The 19,223-nt window shown below is 72.5% G+C and carries 16 protein-coding genes; 12 read left to right on the forward strand and 4 right to left on the reverse strand.

Annotated features, from left to right (window positions below):
• The first annotated feature begins 5 nt into the window (after nucleotides 1–5).
• The 4 genes from VFO68_RS27455 to VFO68_RS27470 are packed head-to-tail and all read left to right on the forward strand — an operon-like array spanning nucleotide 6 to nucleotide 5,000.
• On the forward strand, nucleotides 6–998 hold the full coding sequence (locus VFO68_RS27455; protein ID WP_325161292.1) for a UbiA family prenyltransferase: 993 nt from the start codon (nucleotides 6–8) through the stop codon (nucleotides 996–998).
• Nucleotides 995–2,698, forward strand: coding sequence for a prenyltransferase/squalene oxidase repeat-containing protein (locus VFO68_RS27460; protein ID WP_325161293.1), 1,704 nt, complete (start codon nucleotides 995–997; stop codon nucleotides 2,696–2,698). Before VFO68_RS27455 ends, VFO68_RS27460 begins: the two co-directional genes overlap by 4 nt.
• Complete coding sequence (locus VFO68_RS27465; protein WP_325161294.1) at nucleotides 2,695–3,987, forward strand: NAD(P)/FAD-dependent oxidoreductase; 1,293 nt, start codon at nucleotides 2,695–2,697, stop codon at nucleotides 3,985–3,987. The genes VFO68_RS27460 and VFO68_RS27465 overlap by 4 nt, the downstream gene beginning before the upstream one ends.
• Nucleotides 3,984–5,000: an aminotransferase class I/II-fold pyridoxal phosphate-dependent enzyme gene (locus VFO68_RS27470; RefSeq protein ID WP_325161295.1), complete on the forward strand. Its 1,017-nt coding sequence runs from the start codon at nucleotides 3,984–3,986 to the stop codon at nucleotides 4,998–5,000. The genes VFO68_RS27465 and VFO68_RS27470 overlap by 4 nt, the downstream gene beginning before the upstream one ends.
• Here the strand turns inward: VFO68_RS27470 and VFO68_RS27475 are convergent.
• The 4 genes from VFO68_RS27475 to VFO68_RS27490 are packed head-to-tail and all read right to left on the reverse strand — an operon-like array spanning nucleotide 4,984 to nucleotide 8,165.
• Complete coding sequence (locus VFO68_RS27475; protein WP_325161296.1) at nucleotides 4,984–6,099, reverse strand: DegT/DnrJ/EryC1/StrS family aminotransferase; 1,116 nt, start codon at nucleotides 6,097–6,099, stop codon at nucleotides 4,984–4,986. The two genes, VFO68_RS27470 and VFO68_RS27475, sit on opposite strands and share 17 nt — an antisense overlap.
• Before the next feature lie 32 nt (nucleotides 6,100–6,131).
• Nucleotides 6,132–6,914 carry a hypothetical protein gene (locus VFO68_RS27480; protein ID WP_325161297.1) on the reverse strand — a complete coding sequence of 261 codons (783 nt, stop codon included), beginning with the start codon at nucleotides 6,912–6,914 and terminating at the stop codon, nucleotides 6,132–6,134.
• A 6-nt stretch (nucleotides 6,915–6,920) separates the two neighbouring features.
• On the reverse strand, nucleotides 6,921–7,211 hold the full coding sequence (locus VFO68_RS27485) for a phosphopantetheine-binding protein (protein ID WP_325161298.1): 291 nt from the start codon (nucleotides 7,209–7,211) through the stop codon (nucleotides 6,921–6,923).
• A 24-nt stretch (nucleotides 7,212–7,235) separates the two neighbouring features.
• A complete protein-coding gene (locus tag VFO68_RS27490; RefSeq protein WP_325161299.1) occupies nucleotides 7,236–8,165 on the reverse strand; it encodes a 3-oxoacyl-[acyl-carrier-protein] synthase III C-terminal domain-containing protein in 930 nt (309 codons plus the stop codon).
• 57 nt (nucleotides 8,166–8,222) lie between these two features.
• Between VFO68_RS27490 and VFO68_RS27495 the strand changes: the two genes are divergently transcribed.
• The 8 genes from VFO68_RS27495 (at nucleotide 8,223) to VFO68_RS27530 (ending at nucleotide 19,204) form a co-directional block, all read left to right on the forward strand.
• Nucleotides 8,223–9,410 (forward strand): glycosyltransferase, encoded by a 1,188-nt coding sequence (locus VFO68_RS27495; protein ID WP_325161300.1) that lies wholly within the window; start codon nucleotides 8,223–8,225, stop codon nucleotides 9,408–9,410.
• Nucleotides 9,392–10,291, forward strand: coding sequence for an alpha/beta fold hydrolase (locus VFO68_RS27500; RefSeq protein WP_325161301.1), 900 nt, complete (start codon nucleotides 9,392–9,394; stop codon nucleotides 10,289–10,291). Before VFO68_RS27495 ends, VFO68_RS27500 begins: the two co-directional genes overlap by 19 nt.
• 114 nt (nucleotides 10,292–10,405) lie before the next feature.
• A complete protein-coding gene (locus tag VFO68_RS27505; protein WP_325161302.1) occupies nucleotides 10,406–11,383 on the forward strand; it encodes an ATP-binding cassette domain-containing protein in 978 nt (325 codons plus the stop codon).
• Nucleotides 11,384–11,396: 13 nt separating this feature from the next.
• The gene (locus VFO68_RS27510; RefSeq protein ID WP_325161303.1) at nucleotides 11,397–12,161 is read left to right on the forward strand and encodes an ABC transporter permease; all 765 of its coding nucleotides are present in this window, start codon (nucleotides 11,397–11,399) and stop codon (nucleotides 12,159–12,161) included.
• Entirely contained in the window at nucleotides 12,158–13,798 is a 1,641-nt protein-coding gene (locus VFO68_RS27515) for a class I adenylate-forming enzyme family protein (RefSeq protein WP_325161304.1), read from the forward strand. The genes VFO68_RS27510 and VFO68_RS27515 overlap by 4 nt, the downstream gene beginning before the upstream one ends.
• 3 nt (nucleotides 13,799–13,801) lie before the next feature.
• Nucleotides 13,802–16,609, forward strand: coding sequence for a condensation domain-containing protein (locus tag VFO68_RS27520; protein WP_325161305.1), 2,808 nt, complete (start codon nucleotides 13,802–13,804; stop codon nucleotides 16,607–16,609).
• On the forward strand, nucleotides 16,606–17,823 hold the full coding sequence (locus VFO68_RS27525; protein ID WP_325161306.1) for a cytochrome P450: 1,218 nt from the start codon (nucleotides 16,606–16,608) through the stop codon (nucleotides 17,821–17,823). Before VFO68_RS27520 ends, VFO68_RS27525 begins: the two co-directional genes overlap by 4 nt.
• Nucleotides 17,792–19,204, forward strand: coding sequence for a class I adenylate-forming enzyme family protein (locus VFO68_RS27530; protein WP_325161307.1), 1,413 nt, complete (start codon nucleotides 17,792–17,794; stop codon nucleotides 19,202–19,204). The genes VFO68_RS27525 and VFO68_RS27530 overlap by 32 nt, the downstream gene beginning before the upstream one ends.
• Nucleotides 19,205–19,223 lie beyond the last annotated feature (19 nt).

Raw genomic sequence — 19,223 nt, forward strand, 5'->3', positions numbered from 1 at the left:
GGGAGGTGCTGCGGGCGCATGTCGAGACGTGGCGCCCCTACACGCTCGGGTACGTCGGGCTGGTCGGGCTCGGCGGCGCCGCGGTGGCCGGCGGCGCCGGGCATCCGTGGGTGCTGCTCGCGGCCTGGGCGGCGCCGACCGCGGGTTGGCTCGGCGGTCACTACCTCGGCGACTACTTCGACCGCGACCTGGATGCCATCGGCAAGCCGCACCGGCCGATCCCGTCCGGCCGGCTGAGTCCGCGCACCGCCTTGCTGTGCGGCGCTTTCTGCATCGGCGTGCTGGTCGCCCTCGCGGTGGCCGGGGGCTGGGGGACCCTGGCGGTCGCGCTGCTCGGCGTGTGCGGGATCGTCGCCTACAGCCGCTGGCTCAAGGCCCGGGGGCTGGCCGGCAACCTGGTCCGGGGCGCGCTCGGCGCGATCGCGCTGATCTACGGCGCGTGTGCCGTGGGCGTCTGGCCGCCGACCGCGGCACTTGCCCTGTTGCTGGTGCTGGCCGCCTTGTTCTGGTTGCACGACACCATGTCCAACCTGGTCGGCACGCTGCGCGACGTGGCGGGTGACCGGGCAGGCGGCTACGCCACGCTGCCGGTCCGACGCGGCACCCCGTTCGCGGTCTGGACCGTGTTCTGGCTCTACGCGGCCATGATCGTGGTCGCGTTCGCGGCGGCCGCGCTGGTCGAAGTGGACGCCCGGCCGGCTTACCTGACCACGGTGGGAATCGTCATGGCGCTGGGGGTGACCGCGCTGGCCCCGCTGCTCCGGCGGCGCGGCGACCTGCCGGTCGCCGTGGCCCTGCGGGCGCACGAGGTGCTGGTCGTCGAGCGGGTCGTGCTCGCCTCCGCGGTGGTCGGCGTGGGGCTCGGGCCCGGCGCCCAACTCGGATTGGCCATTCCCATCGTGGCGCTGACCTGGTGGACTCAGTCCGCCATGCGTGCACGGCACGAACTGGGCACTACCGCAACGCTTCGTCGAATACCCGTGGAGGACGTCTCATGAAGGCCGTGTCCGACGCCGACGTCGTGAAGGTCATCGAGAGCGGCGCCGAGGCGTTGTTCGCCCGTCAGCGCGACAACGGCGTGTTCGGCGACGATCCCCCCGCGTCGGTCCTGGGCACGGCGGGAACCGTGGCCGCGCTGCACGCGGCCGATCCGGACGGCTCGGCCGACCTGGTCGCGGCGGGCACCGCGTGGTTGCGCGACAACCAGCTCCCGGACGGCGGCTGGGGCGGCGTCGCCGGTGCGCCGAGCGAGATCGTGCCCACGTCGATCGCGACCGCGGCGCTGGCGATGACCGCGCCGGAGGCCAGCGCCGAGGCGATCGAGGCCGGCCGCGCCCGGATCACCGCGCTCGGCGGGGTGGACACGGTGACCGACCGGGCGGTCACCCTGATGTGCCGGCAGTTCCTCACCATGGCCGGGATGACCGAGGAGGCCGGCCCGCTGCGCAGGCTGCCGCTGGAGATCGTCGCCGTCGACCGGGTGCGTCGCCGGCTGGTCTCGTTCCGCACCACGCCCTTCGTCGGCCTCGCCCTGATGCAGGCGGATCTGTTGCCGGCCAGCCGGTTACGCCGGTACACGCTGGCCCGCGCCCGACCGGCCGCACTGCGGTTGGTGCGTTCGGTCTACGACCATGAGGGGAAAACCGGTGCGCTGAGCGAAGATCCGTGGCCGGCCGCGCTGGTGCTGCTCGGCCTGGCCCGGTCCGGCGAGGCCCCGGACATCGCCGAGGCGATCACCGGTTGGTTGCGCCGGGCGGTTCGTCCGGACGGCGCCTGGGACGCGGTCACCAACCTCGACCTGACCCGCACCGGCTACGCCGCGACCGGCCTGATCGCGGCCGGCTACGCCGCCGACCCCCGGCTCGGCCCGACCAGGGATTTCCTGCACGCCACGCGAAAGACCGAGTCGTTCGAGATCCTGGACGTGCCGCCGGGCGGATGGAGCTTCTCCAACCAGCGCGGCTGGCCGGTGACCCTGGAGTCCGCGGAGATCGTCGCGGCGCTGGCCGGGTTCCCGGACGCCGGCACGGATCCGGTGCTGCGCGGCGGAGCCGAGTGGCTGATCGGCCGGCAGGACTCCCGGGGCTCGTGGAGCCTGTGGGTGCGCGACACCAAGCTCGCCAACGACGGGCCGTGCCCGGCGATCACCAGCCAGGCGATCACCGCGCTGCACGAGTCGGGCCACGCCGACGAGCATCCCGCGATCGTCGCGGCGGCCGAATGGCTGCTGTCCGTGCCGAACCCCGACGGCACCTTCGACAACCTCTGGTACCGCGACCACACCTCCGGGACCGCCGTGGTGGTCGGCGCCCTGTCCCGGGTCGGCCACGCCCACCACGACGTGGTGCGCCGGGCGGTCCGGTGGCTGTGCGACACCCAGCTTCCGGACGGCTCCTGGGGTCCCGGCGACGGCACCGACGGATCGGTCGAGGAGACCGGCTGGGCCGTGCAGGGCCTGCTCGCGGCCGGCGGTGGCACCGAGGTCGCCGGGGCCGTCGGCCGGGGCGTCGGCTGGCTCGTGGCGGCCGCTTCGCCGGACCACGGCTGGGAACCGACCCGGGTGTGCAACTACATCCGTCACTACATGCACTACGCCAACGCGGTGATCACGCAGTCGGTGGCGTTGAAGGCGCTGGGCGAGTACCGGGCCGCCACCGCGCGCAGCGCCGCCGACGTTCCCGGTGCGGTCGCCCGATGACCACCACCATCCCGGACTCGGTCGACGTCGTCGTCTCCGGCGCCGGCGCCGCCGGACTGGCCGCGGCGCGCGCGCTCGGCGCGACCGGGCGGACCGTGCTCGTGCTGGACCGCCAGCGCACGCCGACCCCGGTGGCGAAGGGCGAGATCCTGCAGCCGGAGTCGGTCCGGATCCTCGACGAGTGGGGCGTGCTGGAGGCGTTGCGCGCCACCGGGGCCCGCCCGGTCGAGCGCCTGGCGATCCGGGACCCGCACGGAGAACCGTTGCTGTCCATCGACTACGGCCAACTGCCCGGCCCGTACCGGCAGGTGCTCTGCGCCGAGTACGCCGATCTGCGTAACGTGCTGGCCGGTGGAATGCCCGGCACGGTGGAGATCCTGCGGGGCGTACGGGTCACCGGCGCGCTGCGGGACGGCGCCGGCCGGGTGTCCGGTGTGCACACGGTCGGCGACGGGGCCGGTGCCGGCGGCACCGAGATCAGGGCCGGCCTGGTGGTCGCCGCGGACGGCATGTCGTCCCCGCTGCGCAAGGCGGCCGGGGTCGGTGTGGACCGTCAGGAGTACCCGCACCGGCTGCTCGCGCTCGACGTCGAGGGCGTGGACGTGGCCGCCGAGCTCGCGGCCTACCGCACCGCCCGGGGGCTGTGCCTGGTGTACCCACTGCCGGGAAACCGTTGCCGGCTCTACGTCCAGGTGCGACCGGACGAGTTCCGGGCGTCCGGAATGGCCGATCTGAACCCGTGGTGCGACGCGCTGCTCGCCGACGTGCCGGCGATCGCGCCCCTGGGTTCGGCCGTGCGGGCCAGCCTGCGCCGCCGGCAGCTGTTCGCGGTGTACCGGCTGCGCGCCGACCGGCTGTCCGCGCCGGGCCTGGCGCTGGTCGGCGAGTCCGCGCACGCCGTGCATCCGATGGCCGCGCAGGGCGTCAACAGTTCGCTCCGCGACGCCGAGACCCTGGCCGGGGCGGTGACCAGTGAGTCCACTGTGGACAATTCGCTTGAGGCGTACGAGGCGGACCGCCGGCCGCGGCTCGACCACATCGCGACGGTCAGCCACAACGCCGCGCGCATGATTACCGCCTTGTCCGGGGCGCCGAAACTGCTCGGCGCGCGGATGATGCGCCGGACCGCGGCGAACCCGCGGCTGCTCCGGCAGACCGCCGGCAACCTGTCCGGAACCGACGTGCGGCCGCTGACCCTCGTCGACCGCCTGTACCAGTTGGGGTTGCTGGTCGACCGGCACGCCAACACCCCACCCGTCACCGCTACGGACCGGAGCGAGGCCCGATGACCGCCGTGGAGACCGACGAGTCGACCGACCTGTCGATGAACGAGACGCCGTTCCCGCCGCTGCCGACTCTGCGCCGGGTCGTCGAACAGGGCGCGGCACGGCTCAACCGGTACCCGGACCGGACCGCCGCCGCACTGACCGCGGGCCTGGCCGGGCGGCTGGGCGTCGGACCGGAGGCGATCCTGGTCGGCCCGGGCTCGGCGGGGCTCTGCCAGCATCTGGTGCAGGCGTTCGGCCCCCGGCCGCACGTCGTGCACGCCGCGCTGTCGTTCGAGGGCTACCCGCTGATCATCGGCAACGCCGGCGCACAGGGTGTCCCGGTGCCGATGGACGGTTACCGGCACGACCTCGCGGCGATGGCCGCGGCCGTGACCGGCACCACCAGGTGTGTGCTGATCTGCAACCCCAACAACCCGACCGGCGCGGTGCTGCACCGGGCGGAGCTTTCCGCGTTCCTCGACCGGGTTCCGGCCGACGTTCCGGTCGTCATCGACGAGGCCTACCGGGAGTTCGTCACCGACCCGGACGTGCCGAACGCGCTGGACCTCTACCACGCCTACCCGAACGTGGTGGTGCTGCGCACCTTTTCCAAGGCGTACGGTCTGGCGGCACTGCGGATCGGGTACGCGGTGGTGCCGCCGGCGCTCGCCGGCCCGGTGCGGATGGCCGGCGCGGTGTTCTTTCCCGGCGCGCTCGGCCAGGCCGCGGCGCTGCGCGCGCTCGAACCGGACGTGACCGCCGAGTTGGAGCGGCGCTGCGCCACGCTGGTGGCCTCCCGCGACCGGCTCGCCGCCGAACTTCGTGGTCTCGGCCTAACCGTGGCGCCCAGTCAGACGAACTTTCTCTGGCTGCCGTTGGGGGAGCGGGCTACCCCGTTCGCCGAGTCGGCCCGGGCGGCCGGAATTCTGGTGGCGGCGCTCGACGGCCGGGGCGTGCGGATCACCGTCGGTTCGGACGAGACCAACGACCGGTTGTGCGCCTTCCTCCGAAGCCACCTCACCAGCCTGACCTGATGGTCGCCACGATGTGGGCGCGGTCCTCCTCGGAGAGCCACCAGCCGACCGGGATGGACACCATGCGCTCGCTGACGCTGTCCAGTCCGGGTAGCAGCGAGGCGAACTCGCGGACGCAGCTGTAGACGTCGTTGCGTTCGTGCACCTGGCTGACCATCACCCCGGCGTCGTCCATCTTGCGCATGAACCCGTCCCGGTCCTCGACCTTGATGGTGTAGATCCAGAACGAGGGTTCCCGGTCCGCGGAGCGCTCGGTCAGTTCGAGACCGGGGACATCGCTCAGTTCGGCGTCGTAGTGGGCGGCGTTGCGCCGGTGCGCGCGCAGGTTCTCGTCGGCCTGCTCCAGGTTGGCCAGACCGATGCTCGCGTTGATGTCGTTCATGTGGAACTTGAAGCCGAACTCGGCGATGTCGTTCTTGAACGTGAACCGGACGTTGCTGTCCCGGTCGATTCCGTACCAGCGCAACAACCGGGTGCGGCGCTGCAGTTCGTCGTTGGGCAGCACCATGAGGCCGCCGTCGCCACAGGTGAGGTGCTTGATGGCCTGGAAACTGAACACCGCGATGTTGCCGTGGTTGCCCAGCGGCCGGCCCTGGAAGGTCGCGCCCCAGGCGTGCGCGCAGTCCTCGATCACCATCGGCCGGACGCCATGGGTCTGCTCGGCCCGGTCGAGGATCTTGCGCAGCCGTTCGAGATCCACCGGATATCCGGCCCAGTGCACGAGGACGATGGCCTTCGTGGTCGGAGTGATCTTGCGGGCCAGGTCGTCCAGATCGATGTTGAGGGTGGCCGGATCGACGTCCACCCACCGGATGCGCAGGCCGTTGGCCAGGATCGGCCAGTTGGTGGCACTGCACGTCATGGGGGTGGTCAGCACCTCGCCGCCATCCTTGCCGCCACCGGTCACCAGGTGCAGGGCGAGGTGCAGCCCCGAGGTGGCGCTGTTCACCGTGGACACGTTGGCGTGTCCGATCCGGACGGCGAGGGCGCGCTCGAACTCGTCGACCTTCTGTCCCTGCCCGATGAAGCCGCTCAGCAGGACCTGCTCCAGCAGCGCCGGCGCGGATTTCGACATCGCCACCTTGAAAAGCGGAATCACCGGAACACCTCTCCTTCGTCCATGACGGCGGGCTATCGCACCTCGATCCCGGCCAGGCAGAGATAGCGCAGGTCGGGGTCGTAGTCGGCGGCCACCACCAGGCCCGCCGAGCCGGTGAGCGCGTCGGCCAGGTGCCACCACACTCCCGTTGTCGGCTGCCCGGCCGGGACCGTCGTGTGGTCCGGGTGACCGGTCCACGCCGCGGCGAGCGCGTCGGAGCGCACGACCCGCACGCCGTCGCTGCCGGCGGCCAGTTCGGTGACGTCGCGGTCCGCCTGCCCGGCAACGGCCTCCGGAGCCACGGCCGGGTGCTGGCGCAGGCCCGTGACCCGCGGGCCGCCGATCGCGCCGAACAGCATGGCGACCCCGCGATGCTCGGCCGGCGTCGGCGCGGTCGAGTCGTAGGGCAGCGTCGCCTGCTCCACGACGATCAGCAGGGCGCGCGGCGCGCCGTAGTCACGGATGATCCGGAGCCCGGTGAACGGCGCCGCGCTGCCCTGGTCGCAGACGGCGAACGACAGCGGTGTGCCCGGACAGAGCCGGCTGAGGTAGGTCGCGGTCGCCCGGCCCGGCCACAGGTCGTGGATCGAGAACGCCAGCACCAGCAGGTCGACCGGCTCCGCGGGCGCGACCGCGGCGAGAAGCTCCCTGGCCATCTCCCCGTAGGACTGGCCGGACCGGACCCGGTGCGGCTCGGTGCCGAACGGTCGGGTCAGGTCCGCGAAGTAGGCGTCCACTTCGGCGCGCTGCCCGTCGTCGGCGAGGAACACGGCCGGCGCGGTGAACGTTCTGCGCTCGATCCGGATCAGGCGCATCCCGGGTTACCAGGGCCGGCTGTGCCCGGCGATGAACGTGGCCAACTCGCCCACGGTCTGCAGTTCGTCCGGGTTCATGGTCTCCACGTCGATCTGGATCCCGAGCCCTTCCTCCAGCTCCAGCAGCAACTCCAGGCCCAGCGACGAGCTGAGACCGAGCTCGTCGGCCAGGTGCATGTCCTCGGTCACCGGCGCCTCGCGCTCGAGCAGCCGCTGCAACACCGTCGACATGACATCGACGACGCGTTGCCGTAACTCGGCATCGACGGTGTCGAGCTCGGCATCGGGCGCGGTCATCCTGGCCTCCTTGGACGTGCGGTATCAGTGCTGGAACACCATGGCGGCGAACGTCGCCCCGGCCCCGGCGCCGACGGCCGCGACGAGGTAACGGTCACCCTCGCACAGCAGCCCGCGCTCCCGGGCGGTCTGGTAATTGGCAAACGCGTCGGCGCAGAACAGATGGCCGTTGATCGGCACGTTCGACAGCATCACGCGCTCCACCGGGAAATCGAGCAGCAGGCACAAACGCTGCCAGGTCACGATGTTCACATTGTGCGGCAGAACCAGCCGAATGTCGTCAAGTGTCAGGCCGGCATCGGCGACCGCCCGCCGGATCACCTCGGCCAGCGCCGGGCGGTACTCGCGCTGGAACCGCTCGTTGGGCTCGCCGAGCTCGGCGTCGAACTCGCCGCGCTGGTCGCAGGCGTAGGAAAGCAGCCGGTCGCGCTTTCCGGTGGCGCTCACCAGACACGCGGCCGAGCCCTCGCCGAAGATCGAGGTGCCGGGCAGCAACCGGGCATCGCGGGTGAAGGCCTTCTCGCCCGTTAGGACGAGCGCGAGGGCTCCATCGGCAGGATCCCCGGCCAGCAACCGGCCGGCGAGCTGGACCGCCAGCAGTCCGCTGGCGCAGCTCTGCTGGGTCACGGTGAACGTCAGCGCGTGGCCCAGCCCCAGCTCACCGCAGACCTCGTGCAGCGGGTTTCGCGGATACGGCACGACGACCGGCATCGCCCGGCCGTAGACCACGTACCGGACCCGGTGCTCCCGGCCGCGCAGCTCGTCGATCCCGGTGGCGGCGGTGCGCAGCAGATCGGCCAGCGACCGGTCCGGGTCGAACCGGATCTCGCCCAGTCCGTGGAACCGGCGGAACAGCCTGACCTGCATGTCGGTCAGGCCGAGCGGATCCGCCAGGTTCTCAATGGGCACACGGAAAGCCGGCGTGTACACCGACACCGCGTCCAGGGCGGTCATATCGCGAGATCTCACCACGCGGTTCCGGCCACCGTCAACGCGTGCCATCATTGCCCGATGTCGCGGTTCCTGCTCGTGGTGCTGCCGCTGCCGGGTCATCTCTATCCCATGCTCGCCATCGGGCAGCAGCTTGTCCACAGTGGACACGAGGTGGTCTGGTGCGGTCCGGAGTCGGTGCTGCGACCGATGGTCGGTTCGGACGCGACGATTCACCCGACCGGCCTGCGCACGTTCCGCCGCTACGACGAGACCGGCATGGCGGGGCTGCGGGCGCTCTGGGACGGCTACCTGATCCCGTTCAGCCGGTTCATCCTCGGCCCCGTCGACGCCGCGGTGACCGAGCACCGGCCGGACGTCATCGTGACCGAGCAGTACGCGCTGGCCGGCGCGTTGGTGGCGCACCGGCGCGGCGTGCCGTGGGCGACGCTGTGCACCGGGACCCTCGAGCTCACCCCGCCGCCGGAACTTCCGGAGTTCGCGGACTTCGTGGCCGAGCGGGTGGCCAAGGCGGTGGCGATGGCGGGCCTGGCCGGCGACCCGATCGACCCCAGGTTCTCGCCGCACCTGGTGATCGCCCTGACCACCCGTGGCCTGACCGGCGACGCCGAACTGCCGGACCGCTGCGTGCTCACCGGCGCGGCCACCGGTCCGCGCCCGAACGCCCCGGATTTTCCCTGGCACGCCTGGGATCCGGACCGGCGGCACGTGCTGGTGACGGTCGGCACCATCGTCGGGCACATGATCGGGGACTTCTACGAACGGACGGCGGCGGCGCTCGCGCCCATGGCCGGCGAGGTGCAGGCGGTGTTCGTCACCTCCGGGGTCGCCGAAAGCCCGTGGCCGGACAACGTGATCGCCGCCCCGCTGGTGCCGATGCTGGACCTGATGCCCCGGCTGGACGCGGTGGTGTGCCACGCCGGGGGAGTGGTCAACGAGGCGCTCGCCTGCGGTGTTCCCCTGGTGGTGGCGCCGGTGCGGGCCGAGCAGGTGGCCCTGGCCCACCAGGTCGCCGCGTCGGGCGCCGGGATCGAGATTCCGATGGCCGAGGTGGGGCCGGACGGGATCGCCGCCGCGCTGCGGGCCGTGCTGGACGAACCGGGCTACCGGCACCACGCCAAGCGGATCGCCGCCGAGTTCGCCGCCGCCGGGGGCGCGGCCGCGGCCGCCGCCGAACTCGTGGCGCTCGCGACTGTCGCGCAGCCGCCCCCGACCGCGAGGATGGCCGGGTGGACGAACCCAGGCTGATGGCGCTGCCGACCGGCGAGGATTTCGCGTGGGCCCGGCAGCGGCGCGCCAATGTCCGCGTGGCCGGCGGAATTCTCGACCTGGTGCTGCCACTTCGGGAGGGTGGCGACGGGCCGGCGCTGTTCTGCCCGCCGCCGCTGGTCGGCGTGAGCTGGTGCTATCTGGCGCTGCTGCCGCACATCGGGCCCGATCACCCGGTCTACGCCATGCAGTCGCGGGGGTTGCGCCGGCCGGAGCCGCTGCCGGTCGACATGGCCGAACTGGCCCGCGACTTCGCCGACCAGATCCGGATCACCCGGCCACACGGCCCGTACCACCTGTTCGGCTGGTCCCTCGGCGGGAACATGGCCTACGCGATCGCCGAGGAACTCGAGCGGCGCGGCCACGAGGTCGGGCTGCTCGCCATCGGGGACGCGACGCCGCTGCTGCCGCACAGCATCAGCCCTGCGGACGACAACACCTGGCTGCTCTGCGACTTCGTGCTCCGGGAGTTCGGCTACCAGCCGACGATCGAGCCGGACGAACCCGAACCGGTGGCACGCATGCTCGAGCTGATCCGGGCGCGGCCCGGCCTCGGCCTCGACGAGTGGCCGGACCGCCGGATCCTGGCGCTGCCGAGGGTGATCAGGAACAACATCGCGATCGCCCAGCGGCACCGGCCCGGCCGGGTCCGCGCGCCGATGCTGTTCTTCGCCGCGACCCGGATCGACCCGGACACCGACGCGAAGCTCGCCACCTGGCGGCCGTACTACGACGGCCCGATCGACGTCGTCGAGGTGGACTGCAAACACGAGCACATGCTGCTGCCGGAACCGGTCGCGCGGATCGGCGACGAACTCGACGGCCGGCTCGGTCCGAATGAATCACGACCAAATGCATGATTGTCATCAGGGGCCGGACCAAATTAGCCTCACCTGGTGAGTCCGCGACCGCCGTTGCCGATTTACGCCGCCGCCGAACCGGGCCCAGCCGCCGTCTCCGCACCAAAAGCCCTGATGATAGAGGCTACGGGCTTGCGAAAGACCTACCGGGCCCGTGGCCGGAAGGCCAAACCGGTCGAAGCGGTGCGCGGTGTGGACTTCGCTGTGCGGACCGGCGAAATTTTCGGTTTTCTTGGACCCAACGGCGCGGGTAAGTCGACCACGCTGCGAATGCTGGCGACGCTGATTCGGCCGGACGGCGGGCAGGCCACCATCGGGGGCGCCGATCTGGTGCGCGCGCCGGCGCGGGTCCGGGACGTCATCGGGTTCGTCGCCCAGACCGGTGGCACCTACGACGAGGCCACCGGCCGCCGCGAACTGGTGCTGCAGGCCCGGATGTACGGTCTGCCCAAGACGAAAGCCGTGGCCCTGGCGGAGAAGGCGATCGCGGCCTTCGACCTCACCGAGTTCGTCGACCGCCGCATCCACACCTGCTCCGGCGGGCAGCGCCGGCGGCTCGACGTCGCGCTGGGGGTGATTCACGGGCCCACGGTCATGTTCCTGGACGAACCGACCGCGGGGCTCGATCCGCCGAGCCGGGCGCGCATGTGGCGGGAGGTGCGGCGGCTGCGCGAGGAGGGTATGACGATCTTCCTCACCACGCACTACCTCGACGAGGCGGACGCCCTGTGCGACCGGATCTCGATCATCGACAAGGGACTGATCGTCGCCGAGGGCACGCCGTCGGCGCTCAAGCGGGAGATCTCCGGGGATGTGGTCGTGGTGGACCTTGCCGCGCCGGACACCGCGGGTGTGGTCGGCGAGGCCGCCCTGCGCGCCGCCGCCGAGGTGCTGACCGTGCAGCCCTACGTGCACAGCCAGGAGACGGTGGACACCACGCTGCGGCTCTACGTGGACAGTGCCGCGACCGCGATCCCGTTGGTCATCCGCGCGCTCATCGCGGCCGGGATCGAGCCGGGCGCGATCGAGTCCCGCCGGCCCAGTCTCGACGACGTGTTCCTGGCCAAGACCGGCCGGACCCTGGACGAGTAGCGGCATGCGTGGCATGAGGGCACTCCGCGACACCTGGCTGATCTTCCAGCACGAGGCCGGGTGGATGGTGCGCAATCCGGCGCTGGTGGCGCTCACCCTGGCTCAGCCGATCGCCTATCTGATCCTGTTCGCGCCGTTCCTCAAGGTCGCCATGGCCAACCAGGGCGTGGAGACCTACGCCGAGGCCTACCAGGTCTACGTGCCCGGGCTGTTCGTGGCGATGGGCCTGTTCGGCGGCCTGTTCTCGGGTTACGGCCTGCTGAGCTCGTTACGGGCGGGCGTCATCGACCGCTGCCGGGTGACCCCGGTCAGCCGCACCGGCCTGCTGCTCGGCCGGGCGCTGACGCACGTGGCGCTGATCGAGGTGCAGGCGATCGTGATCACGATCGCGGCCCTGCCGTTCGGCCTGCGGGTGAACCCGGGTCACCTGCTGCTCGCGTACCTGTTGCTGGCCATGGTGGTGCTGCTGAGCACGTCGGTCTCCTACGACATCGCCCTGCTGGTGCGCAACGACAACAGCCTCGGCGTGCTGATCAACACGGTGGGTCAGCCGGTGTCGCTGCTGGCCGGCGTGCTGATCCCGCTCACGCTCGCGCCGCTGTGGGTCCAGGACGTGGCGCTGTGGAACCCGTTCGCCTGGGCGACCGACGGCCTGCGCGCCCTGTTCGCCGGCAACATCACCGATCCGGCCGTCTGGCAGGGCACGCTGATCGCGTTCACGGCCTGCGCGGTGAGCGTCGCCTGGTCGGCTCATCTGTTCAACCGGGAGGTCTCATGAGTATGGGCAAGCTGCGGGCCGCGCTGGCCGGGGACATGCGGGTCGGTGCCGGCAACGTGCTGCCGATGCTGGCCGAGCACGGCGTCGATCCGGACTCGCCGAGGGTGACCTTCGACGTCGATGTGGACGGGATCGCCGCGTGGACACCGCTGTCCCTGCGCATGCTGACCGAGCGGGTGGCGGCGCGGGCGGAATGGTTCGTCCGCAAGGGAGTCCGGCGGCGCGACCCGGTCGCGGTGTACACCACCTCGGCGGCCGACGTGTTCCTCAACTTCTTCGCGCTCACCTGGCTGGGCGCGATTCCGGCGCTGATGAACGGAAACATGCCGATCGAGGTGGCCGCGGAGTTCATCCGGAGACTGCGCGGGACCGGGGCGGTGATCGACGCCGACCATGCCGAACTCACCGGGCATGATCTCGGCGTACCGGTCTTCGAGGCCGCCGAGACCGGCACCGGCGATCCGGAACTGGCGCCGCCGCACTTCCGGCACCACGGCGACGACCCGGTGACGATCACGCACTCCTCCGGCACCACCCGCACGCCCGCCGCGGTGGTCCACTCGCACCACAGCCTGTTCGCCGCGATCCGCGCGGTGCGGCTCACCGAGGCCCGCCCGTACGGCGAGGTACGCGAACTGTCGGCGCTGCCCGCCGCGCACGCCGCCGGCATCATCGTGCTGAACCAGGCGCTGTGCAACGGCTACCAGATCCTCTGTGTGTCCGGCCAGGGCGGACCGTTCCAGCGCAGCGGCGAGGTGATCCTGGACGCCATCGAGCGGTGGCGGCCGACCGCCGTCTTCGGGTTCGCGGTGACCTGGTCCGAACTGGCCCGGTTCGACCTGTCCACTCGCGACGTCAGCTCGGTGCGCAACTGGTCCAGCACCGGGGACTGCGCGCACGAGGCGCACGTCCGACGCCTGGTCGCGGCCGGCAGTCACCTGGCCTGGACCCGGGACGGGGTGGTCAGCGTGCCCGGCTCGAAGTTCATCGACATGCTCGGTTCCACCGAGATGGGCCACAGCGCGTTCTTCGTCACCCACCGGCTGGGCAGCGACCGCTACGACCGCTGCGTCGGCAAGCCGTACCCGTTCGCCGAGGTGGCCCTGCTGGACGTGACGACAGGTGAGGAGGTTCCGGTCGGCCAGGTCGGTCAGTGCGGGCTGCGGTCCCCGACGCTCGCGCTCGGCTACTGGAACGACTCGGCCACCACCTTCCGCACCCGGCTGAACGGCTACTACCTGACCGGGGACCTGATGTACCGGGACGAGGACGGCTTCTACTACCAGGTCGACCGGGCCAGCGACGCGGTCGACCTCGGCGGCGGGAACTGGCTCTACACGGCGCTTTCCGAGGAACGCATCCTCACCCGCTGCCCGGACGTGCGGGACTGCAGCGTGATCGCGGCCGGGCAGGACGGCGGCCCCCCGGTCACCGACGTGCTGCTGGTGCTGCATGCCGGCGCCGATCCCGCGCTCGACCGGAGCGAGGCGGTCCGCGCCGCGCTGGGCCCGGCGGCCTCGGCCACCCTGCGGCGGATCGAGGTGGTCCTGGACGACGACGTGGTCATGGGGCCGACCGGCAAGGTGCGCAAGTTCCTGATGCGCGAACGGATTCTGGCCGAAGCGCGGGGGAGGTAGCGGGTGCGGTACCCGGTGTCGTTCGCGCAGCGGCGAGTGTGGCTGCGCGAGACGCTCGCGCCCGGTGGTCCCGCGTCGCACCTGCGGTACGCGGCCTGGCTGGACGGCCAGGTGGAGCTCGGCGTCCTGCAACGCGCGCTGGACGCCGTGGTCGCCCGGCACGCGGCGCTGCGCACCAGCATCGTCGCCGGCGGCGACGAGCCCGAGCAGGTCGTCGCCGATCGGGTGAGCGTGCCCATCGACCACGTCGTCCTGCCGGACGGCCCGGACGCCGCCGCGCGGGCCGAGGTCGTCGCGGCCGGGCTGGCCGAGCAGCCGTTCGACCTGGCCCGCGGCCCCCTGCTGCGGGCCGCGCTGATCGGGGCCCGCCCCGACCGGTCGTTGTTCGTGCTGGTGGCGCACCAGATCATCGCCGACGAGGCGAGCCTGGCCATGCTGCTCACCGAACTGTCCACTGTGTACCAGAAGGACTCCGAGGCGTTGCCGCCACTGTGGATGGACTACGGGGACTACGCCGTCTGGCAGCGCGACCGGCTGCGCGGTGAGGAACTGTCCCGCCAACTGGACTACTGGCGTGAGCGGCTGCGGGACGTGCCCCCCGGGCTCACCCTGCCGAGCGACCGGCCCCGGCCGGTGACGCGGTCGGTTCAGGCCGTCACGGCGACCGCCGCGCTCGACGCGGCCGCGGCTGGCCGGCTGCGTGCGATCGCCCACGAGGCCGGCACGACGCCGGCCATTGCCATCCTCACCGGCTACGCGGTTGCGCTGTCGCGGTATGCCCGGCAGGCCGACCTGCTGATCGGTGTCCCGGTGCGCGGCCGGATCCGGGTGGAGCTGGAACCGATCGCGGGCCGGTTCGCCGACACGGTCGCGGTCCGGCTGTGTCTCGCCGCGACCGTCCCGTTCACCGAGGTGCTCGGCCAGGTGCGGGATGCCGTCGCGGAAGCCGAGACGCACGGCGAACTTCCGCTCGACAAGCTCGCCGAGGAGTTGGGCGTGGAGCCCGCCGTCCGGTTCGTCCCCGCGGCGTCCGCGGCGCCCGCGCTGGAGCTTCCCGGCGTGGCCGCTCGGACCCTGGAGCCGGCCACCGGCATCGCCGAGTCCGATCTCGACCTGTCCACGAGCGACGATGGAACCCTGACGCTGCGGTGCCGCAGCGACCTGTTCGACGAAGCGTTCGCCGGCCGGTTCCTGCGTTCGGTGCTGACCGTGCTCGAGCACGCCGCGGCCGCGCCGGACACGCCGGTGGCCGGCCTGCCGCTGCTGACGCCCGCGGAGCGCGCGGCCCTGACCACCGGCCGGCCCGCGCCGCAGGCGCCGTCCGATGTGCGGCGGCTGCTGGCGGCGTCGGCCGCCACGGCGATGCCGGGGGTGTGCGAGCGGGCCGCCCGGCTCGCCCGGGTGCTCGCCGACCACGGGGCCGGCCCGGAAACGCGGGTCGGCGTGTGTCTCGGCCGGGACGCCGGCCTGCTGACCGCGCTGCTCGGCGTGTGGTGGGCGGGCGCCGCGTTCGTTCTGCTGGAGCCCGAACTTCCGTTGGCCCGGCTGGAGATCATGGCCCGCGACGCCGGGCTGCGGATCGTGCTGTCCGACGGCGCGCACGCGGGGTTGGCCGGCTCGGTCGGCGGCGGGGTCACGGTGATCATGGCGGACGAGCCCGCCGCCGAACCGCTGGATCCCGTGCCGGTGCCGCCGGAGGCGTTGGCCTGCACCGTCTTCACGTCCGGTCCTGCCGGACCGGTCGGCGTCGACATCGAACACCGGGCCGTCCTGGCCGTGCTCGCCGCGACCCGCGACCTGGGCGTCGCCCTGGTCGACGGGTTTCCGGCGGACCTGCTGCTGCCCCTGGTGTCCGGGGCCGATCTCGGTCACGTCCGCCGCTACGTGCTGGACGAGCGCCTGACGCCGGTACCGGTCGGAGTGGTGGGGGAGGTGTATGTCGCCGGCCCGGGCCTGGCGCGCGGCTACCTCGGCCGGCCGGGCCACACGGCGGCGGAGTTCCTGCCCGACCCCTGGGGAACCGAACCGGGGGCACGCATGTACGCCACCGGCGACCTCGGCCGCTGGCGGGAGAACGGCGACCTGGAACCGGCCGGCAGCGCCGGGCGCCGGTTCACCGTCCGCGGCGTCCGGGTCGACCGCGGCGAGGTCGAGACCGTGCTGCGCGCGCATCCAGCGGTGCGCGACGTGGCGGTGACCGGCATGCCCAGGGCCGGCGAGACCGCGCTGGTGGCCTATGTCGTGCCCGATCCGGACTCTCCGGCCGCGCGGCCGGAGACGGACCTGCTCGCGCTGTTCCGGGCGCACCTGCGTGCGGCGCTGCCCGACCAGCTGATCCCCGCGCTCATCGTCGGGCTGCCGGCGCTGCCGCTTCGCCCCGACGGGACGGTGGACCGCACCGCACTTCCCGCGCCCGGGTGGGCCGCGCCGCCGGCCGCGGACCGGGTGCCGCCACGCGATCCGGTCGAGGCGGCCATGGCCCGGATCTGGGCCGAACTGCTGCGCACGGGCGAGCCGATCGGGGTGCACGACAACCTGTTCGGTTTCGGCGGGGGCTCGTTGACCGCGATCCGGTTCGCCGCGCGGATCGCCGACACCTACGGCGTGAACCTGCCCATGCACCGCATCTTCGCCACCCCGACGATCGCGGACCTGGCCGCGCTCGTGTCGGCGGAGCTGCCCCCGCCCAGCACCGGAACCGACCGCGAGGCCGAGCTTGCCACGCTGTCCGACGACGAGTTGGACGACCTGCTGCGCGCCGCCCTGGCCGCCCGCGACCGCCGCCGCACCGCCCGGGGAGACCCGTCGTGACCACGTCGACCACGCCCTGGCTGCGGGAACTGCTCAGCGAACCGGGCCGGCGCGACCCGTATCCGCTCTACGCCCGGCTGCACGCACTGGGGCCGGCCGTGGCGCTGCCGCCCGGCAGCCGGCACGCCGCCATCGTGCACGGCTACGAGGCGGTCGGCCAGGTGCTGCGCGACCCCGACTTCCGGGTGCTGGACGCGGAGTACCTGGACCGGACCAGCACCCGGTGGCGTGCGCATCCAGCGGTGCGCACCATGCAGGACTCCGTCTTCCATGCCAGTGGCGAGAACCTCGCCCGCACCCGCCGCCTGTTCGGCCAGGTGTTCAGCGCCACCAAGGCGGCCGCGCTGGAACCGATGATCGACCGGATTGCCGGCGGCCTGGTCGACCGGCTCGCGGCCCTGGGCGCGGACGGCGTCCCGGTGGACTTCATGGCCGAGTTCGCCCTGCGCCTGCCCAGCGACGTGATCGGCGAACTGCTCGGTATCCCCGAGCCGGACCGGGCCGGCTTTCCGCGGCGGGTAAGGGATTTCGACGCGATCCTGGAGGTCGGTCAGCGCTCGTTCCGCGAGTTGCGGGCCGCCGATGCCGCGGCCGAGGAGCTGACGGCCTACTTCGCCGGTCTCCTCGCCGCCCGCCGGGCGCACCCCGCCGACGACCTGATCTCCGCGCTGGCGGACGGCGGGTTGCCCGAACCCGTACTGCTGGCCAACCTGATCGTGGTGTTCAACGCCGGCTTCCGCACCACGGCGAACCTGCTCGGCAACGGCCTGCGCCTGCTGCTCGCGCACCCCGACGCCAGGACGAAGCTCGGCGCTGACCCCGCGCTGGCGCCGGCCTACGTCGAGGAGATCCTCCGCTTCGACCCGCCCGTGCACTTCGCCATCCGGTTCGCGGCCGAGGACACCGACGTCGCCGGGATCTCCGTGCCACGCGGACGATCCGTCCTCGTCCTCACCGGCGCCGCGAACCGGGACCCCACCCGCTTCCCCGACCCGGACCGGTTCGACCCGGGCCGCACCGACAACCACCACTACGCGTTCAGCGCCGGCCCGCACTACTGCCTGGGCGCGGCCCTCGGCCGTGCGGAAGGAAAGCTGGCTCTACCCCGGCTGCTGTCCCGCTTCCCGTCCCTCACCCTGGCCGTGGAACCGAGCCCGCGCCGGCACTTCATGCTCCGCGGCTATGACCGCCTGGAGGTGCTTCTTGTCCGGTGACCTCGCGGCGACCAGCCCGGACTGGGTCGACGAGATCCTGTTGCGTGGCGCGGACACCGACGTCTGCCTGCATTCGGACGCGCCCATCGACCGGGCGGCACTGCGCCGGATGGTGGGGGAGCGCCAGTCCCGGCTGGCGGCGGCCGGGCTGGGTCCGGGCGGCTCGCTCGCCCTGCGGCTGCCGCCGTCGCTCGCCTACGTCGCGAACCTGCTCGCCGGCTGGCGCCTCGGTGCTCAGGTCATCCTGCTCGACCATCGCCTCACCCCGTTCGAGGTGGACACCGCGCTGGAACGGCTCGCGCCACAGGTGGTGGTCGCCCCGGACCGGACCAGGGGCGGTGCGCTGCGAATGTTCGCCGATGTCACCGAGTCCGTCGCAGCACATCCCGGCCGGCCCGCGCCGACGCCGCATGCCGTGATACAGCTCAGTTCCGGCTCGACCGGACCGTCCAAGGTGATCGGTCGGACCGCGGCCGACCTGATCGCCGAGATCGACCGGTACACCCGGATCGACGGCGTGCCGGTGCGCGGCGAGCGGGTCGTCGTGCTGGCCTCGATGGTGCACGTGCTGGGCCTCGTCGGCGGCCTGCTGTACGGCCTGCACGCCGGCGTGCGGATCCGGCCGCCGGACCGGCTCACCGGGGACAGCATCATCCATGCGGTGGCCGCCGAGCCGGAACCGGTGACCGTGCTGGGGGTTCCGTTCCACATCGGCCTGCTCACCTCGGTCCCGGATCCGCCCGCGCTGCCGCAGCTCAAGCGGATGACCACCGGCGGCGAGCTCGTTCCGGCCGCGACCGCGGCCGCCTTCGTCGAGAAGTACCGGGTGCCGCTGGGAAACATGTGGGGCATGACCGAGGTCGGGGTGATCGCCACCGACCTGTCCGGCGCGCACCGGCCGGCCCTCGCCCCCGCCCCGGGGCTGGAGGTTCGGGAGCGTGCGGGTGAGCTGCTGGTCAGCCGGCCGCAGTCGCCCTACGTCGGGCTCAGCGACCCGACCCGGTGGGCGGACGGCTGGCTGCACACCAGGGATGCCGGCGCGGTCGATCCGGTCACCGGGCTGGTCACCGTCAAGGGCCGGCTCGACTCCCAGGTCTCGGTCGGCGGCCTGAAGGTCGACCTGACCGAGGTCGAGGCGACCCTCGGGGCACTGCCGGGAGTGGTGGCCGCTGTGGTGCTGTACGACGGCGTGATCACCGCATACGTGCAACTCACCTCGCCGGGCACGGCGGCGACCGTCGAGGCCGGGTTGGCCGAGCGGCTCGCGGCCTACAAGCGGCCGCGCCGGCTGCACGTGCTTTCGGCGATGCCGCGCACCACAACCGGAAAGCTGGTCCGCGACCGTTCGGTACTCGGCCAGGCCCCTCGGGAAGGAAGCTGATCCGATGAGCGAGCTTGCG

It is taken from the genome of Actinophytocola sp., assembly GCF_035712165.1.
GTDB lineage: Bacteria > Actinomycetota > Actinomycetes > Mycobacteriales > Pseudonocardiaceae > DASYTH01.

Excerpts from the sequence above, each read along its gene's own strand:
- VFO68_RS27470 (WP_325161295.1), top strand. The coding sequence starts at position 3,984 with ATGACCGCCGTGGAGACCGACGAGTCGACCGACCTGTCGATGAACGAG.
- VFO68_RS27460 (WP_325161293.1), top strand. The coding sequence starts at position 995 with ATGAAGGCCGTGTCCGACGCCGACGTCGTGAAGGTCATCGAGAGCGGC.
- VFO68_RS27530 (WP_325161307.1), top strand. The coding sequence starts at position 17,792 with ATGACCGCCTGGAGGTGCTTCTTGTCCGGTGACCTCGCGGCGACCAGC.
- VFO68_RS27495 (WP_325161300.1), top strand. The coding sequence starts at position 8,223 with ATGTCGCGGTTCCTGCTCGTGGTGCTGCCGCTGCCGGGTCATCTCTAT.
- VFO68_RS27510 (WP_325161303.1), top strand. The coding sequence starts at position 11,397 with ATGAGGGCACTCCGCGACACCTGGCTGATCTTCCAGCACGAGGCCGGG.
- VFO68_RS27505 (WP_325161302.1), top strand. The coding sequence starts at position 10,406 with ATGATAGAGGCTACGGGCTTGCGAAAGACCTACCGGGCCCGTGGCCGG.
- VFO68_RS27465 (WP_325161294.1), top strand. The coding sequence starts at position 2,695 with ATGACCACCACCATCCCGGACTCGGTCGACGTCGTCGTCTCCGGCGCC.
- VFO68_RS27515 (WP_325161304.1), top strand. The coding sequence starts at position 12,158 with ATGAGTATGGGCAAGCTGCGGGCCGCGCTGGCCGGGGACATGCGGGTC.
- VFO68_RS27485 (WP_325161298.1), bottom strand. The coding sequence starts at position 7,211 with ATGACCGCGCCCGATGCCGAGCTCGACACCGTCGATGCCGAGTTACGG.
- VFO68_RS27480 (WP_325161297.1), bottom strand. The coding sequence starts at position 6,914 with ATGCGCCTGATCCGGATCGAGCGCAGAACGTTCACCGCGCCGGCCGTG.
- VFO68_RS27490 (WP_325161299.1), bottom strand. The coding sequence starts at position 8,165 with ATGACCGCCCTGGACGCGGTGTCGGTGTACACGCCGGCTTTCCGTGTG.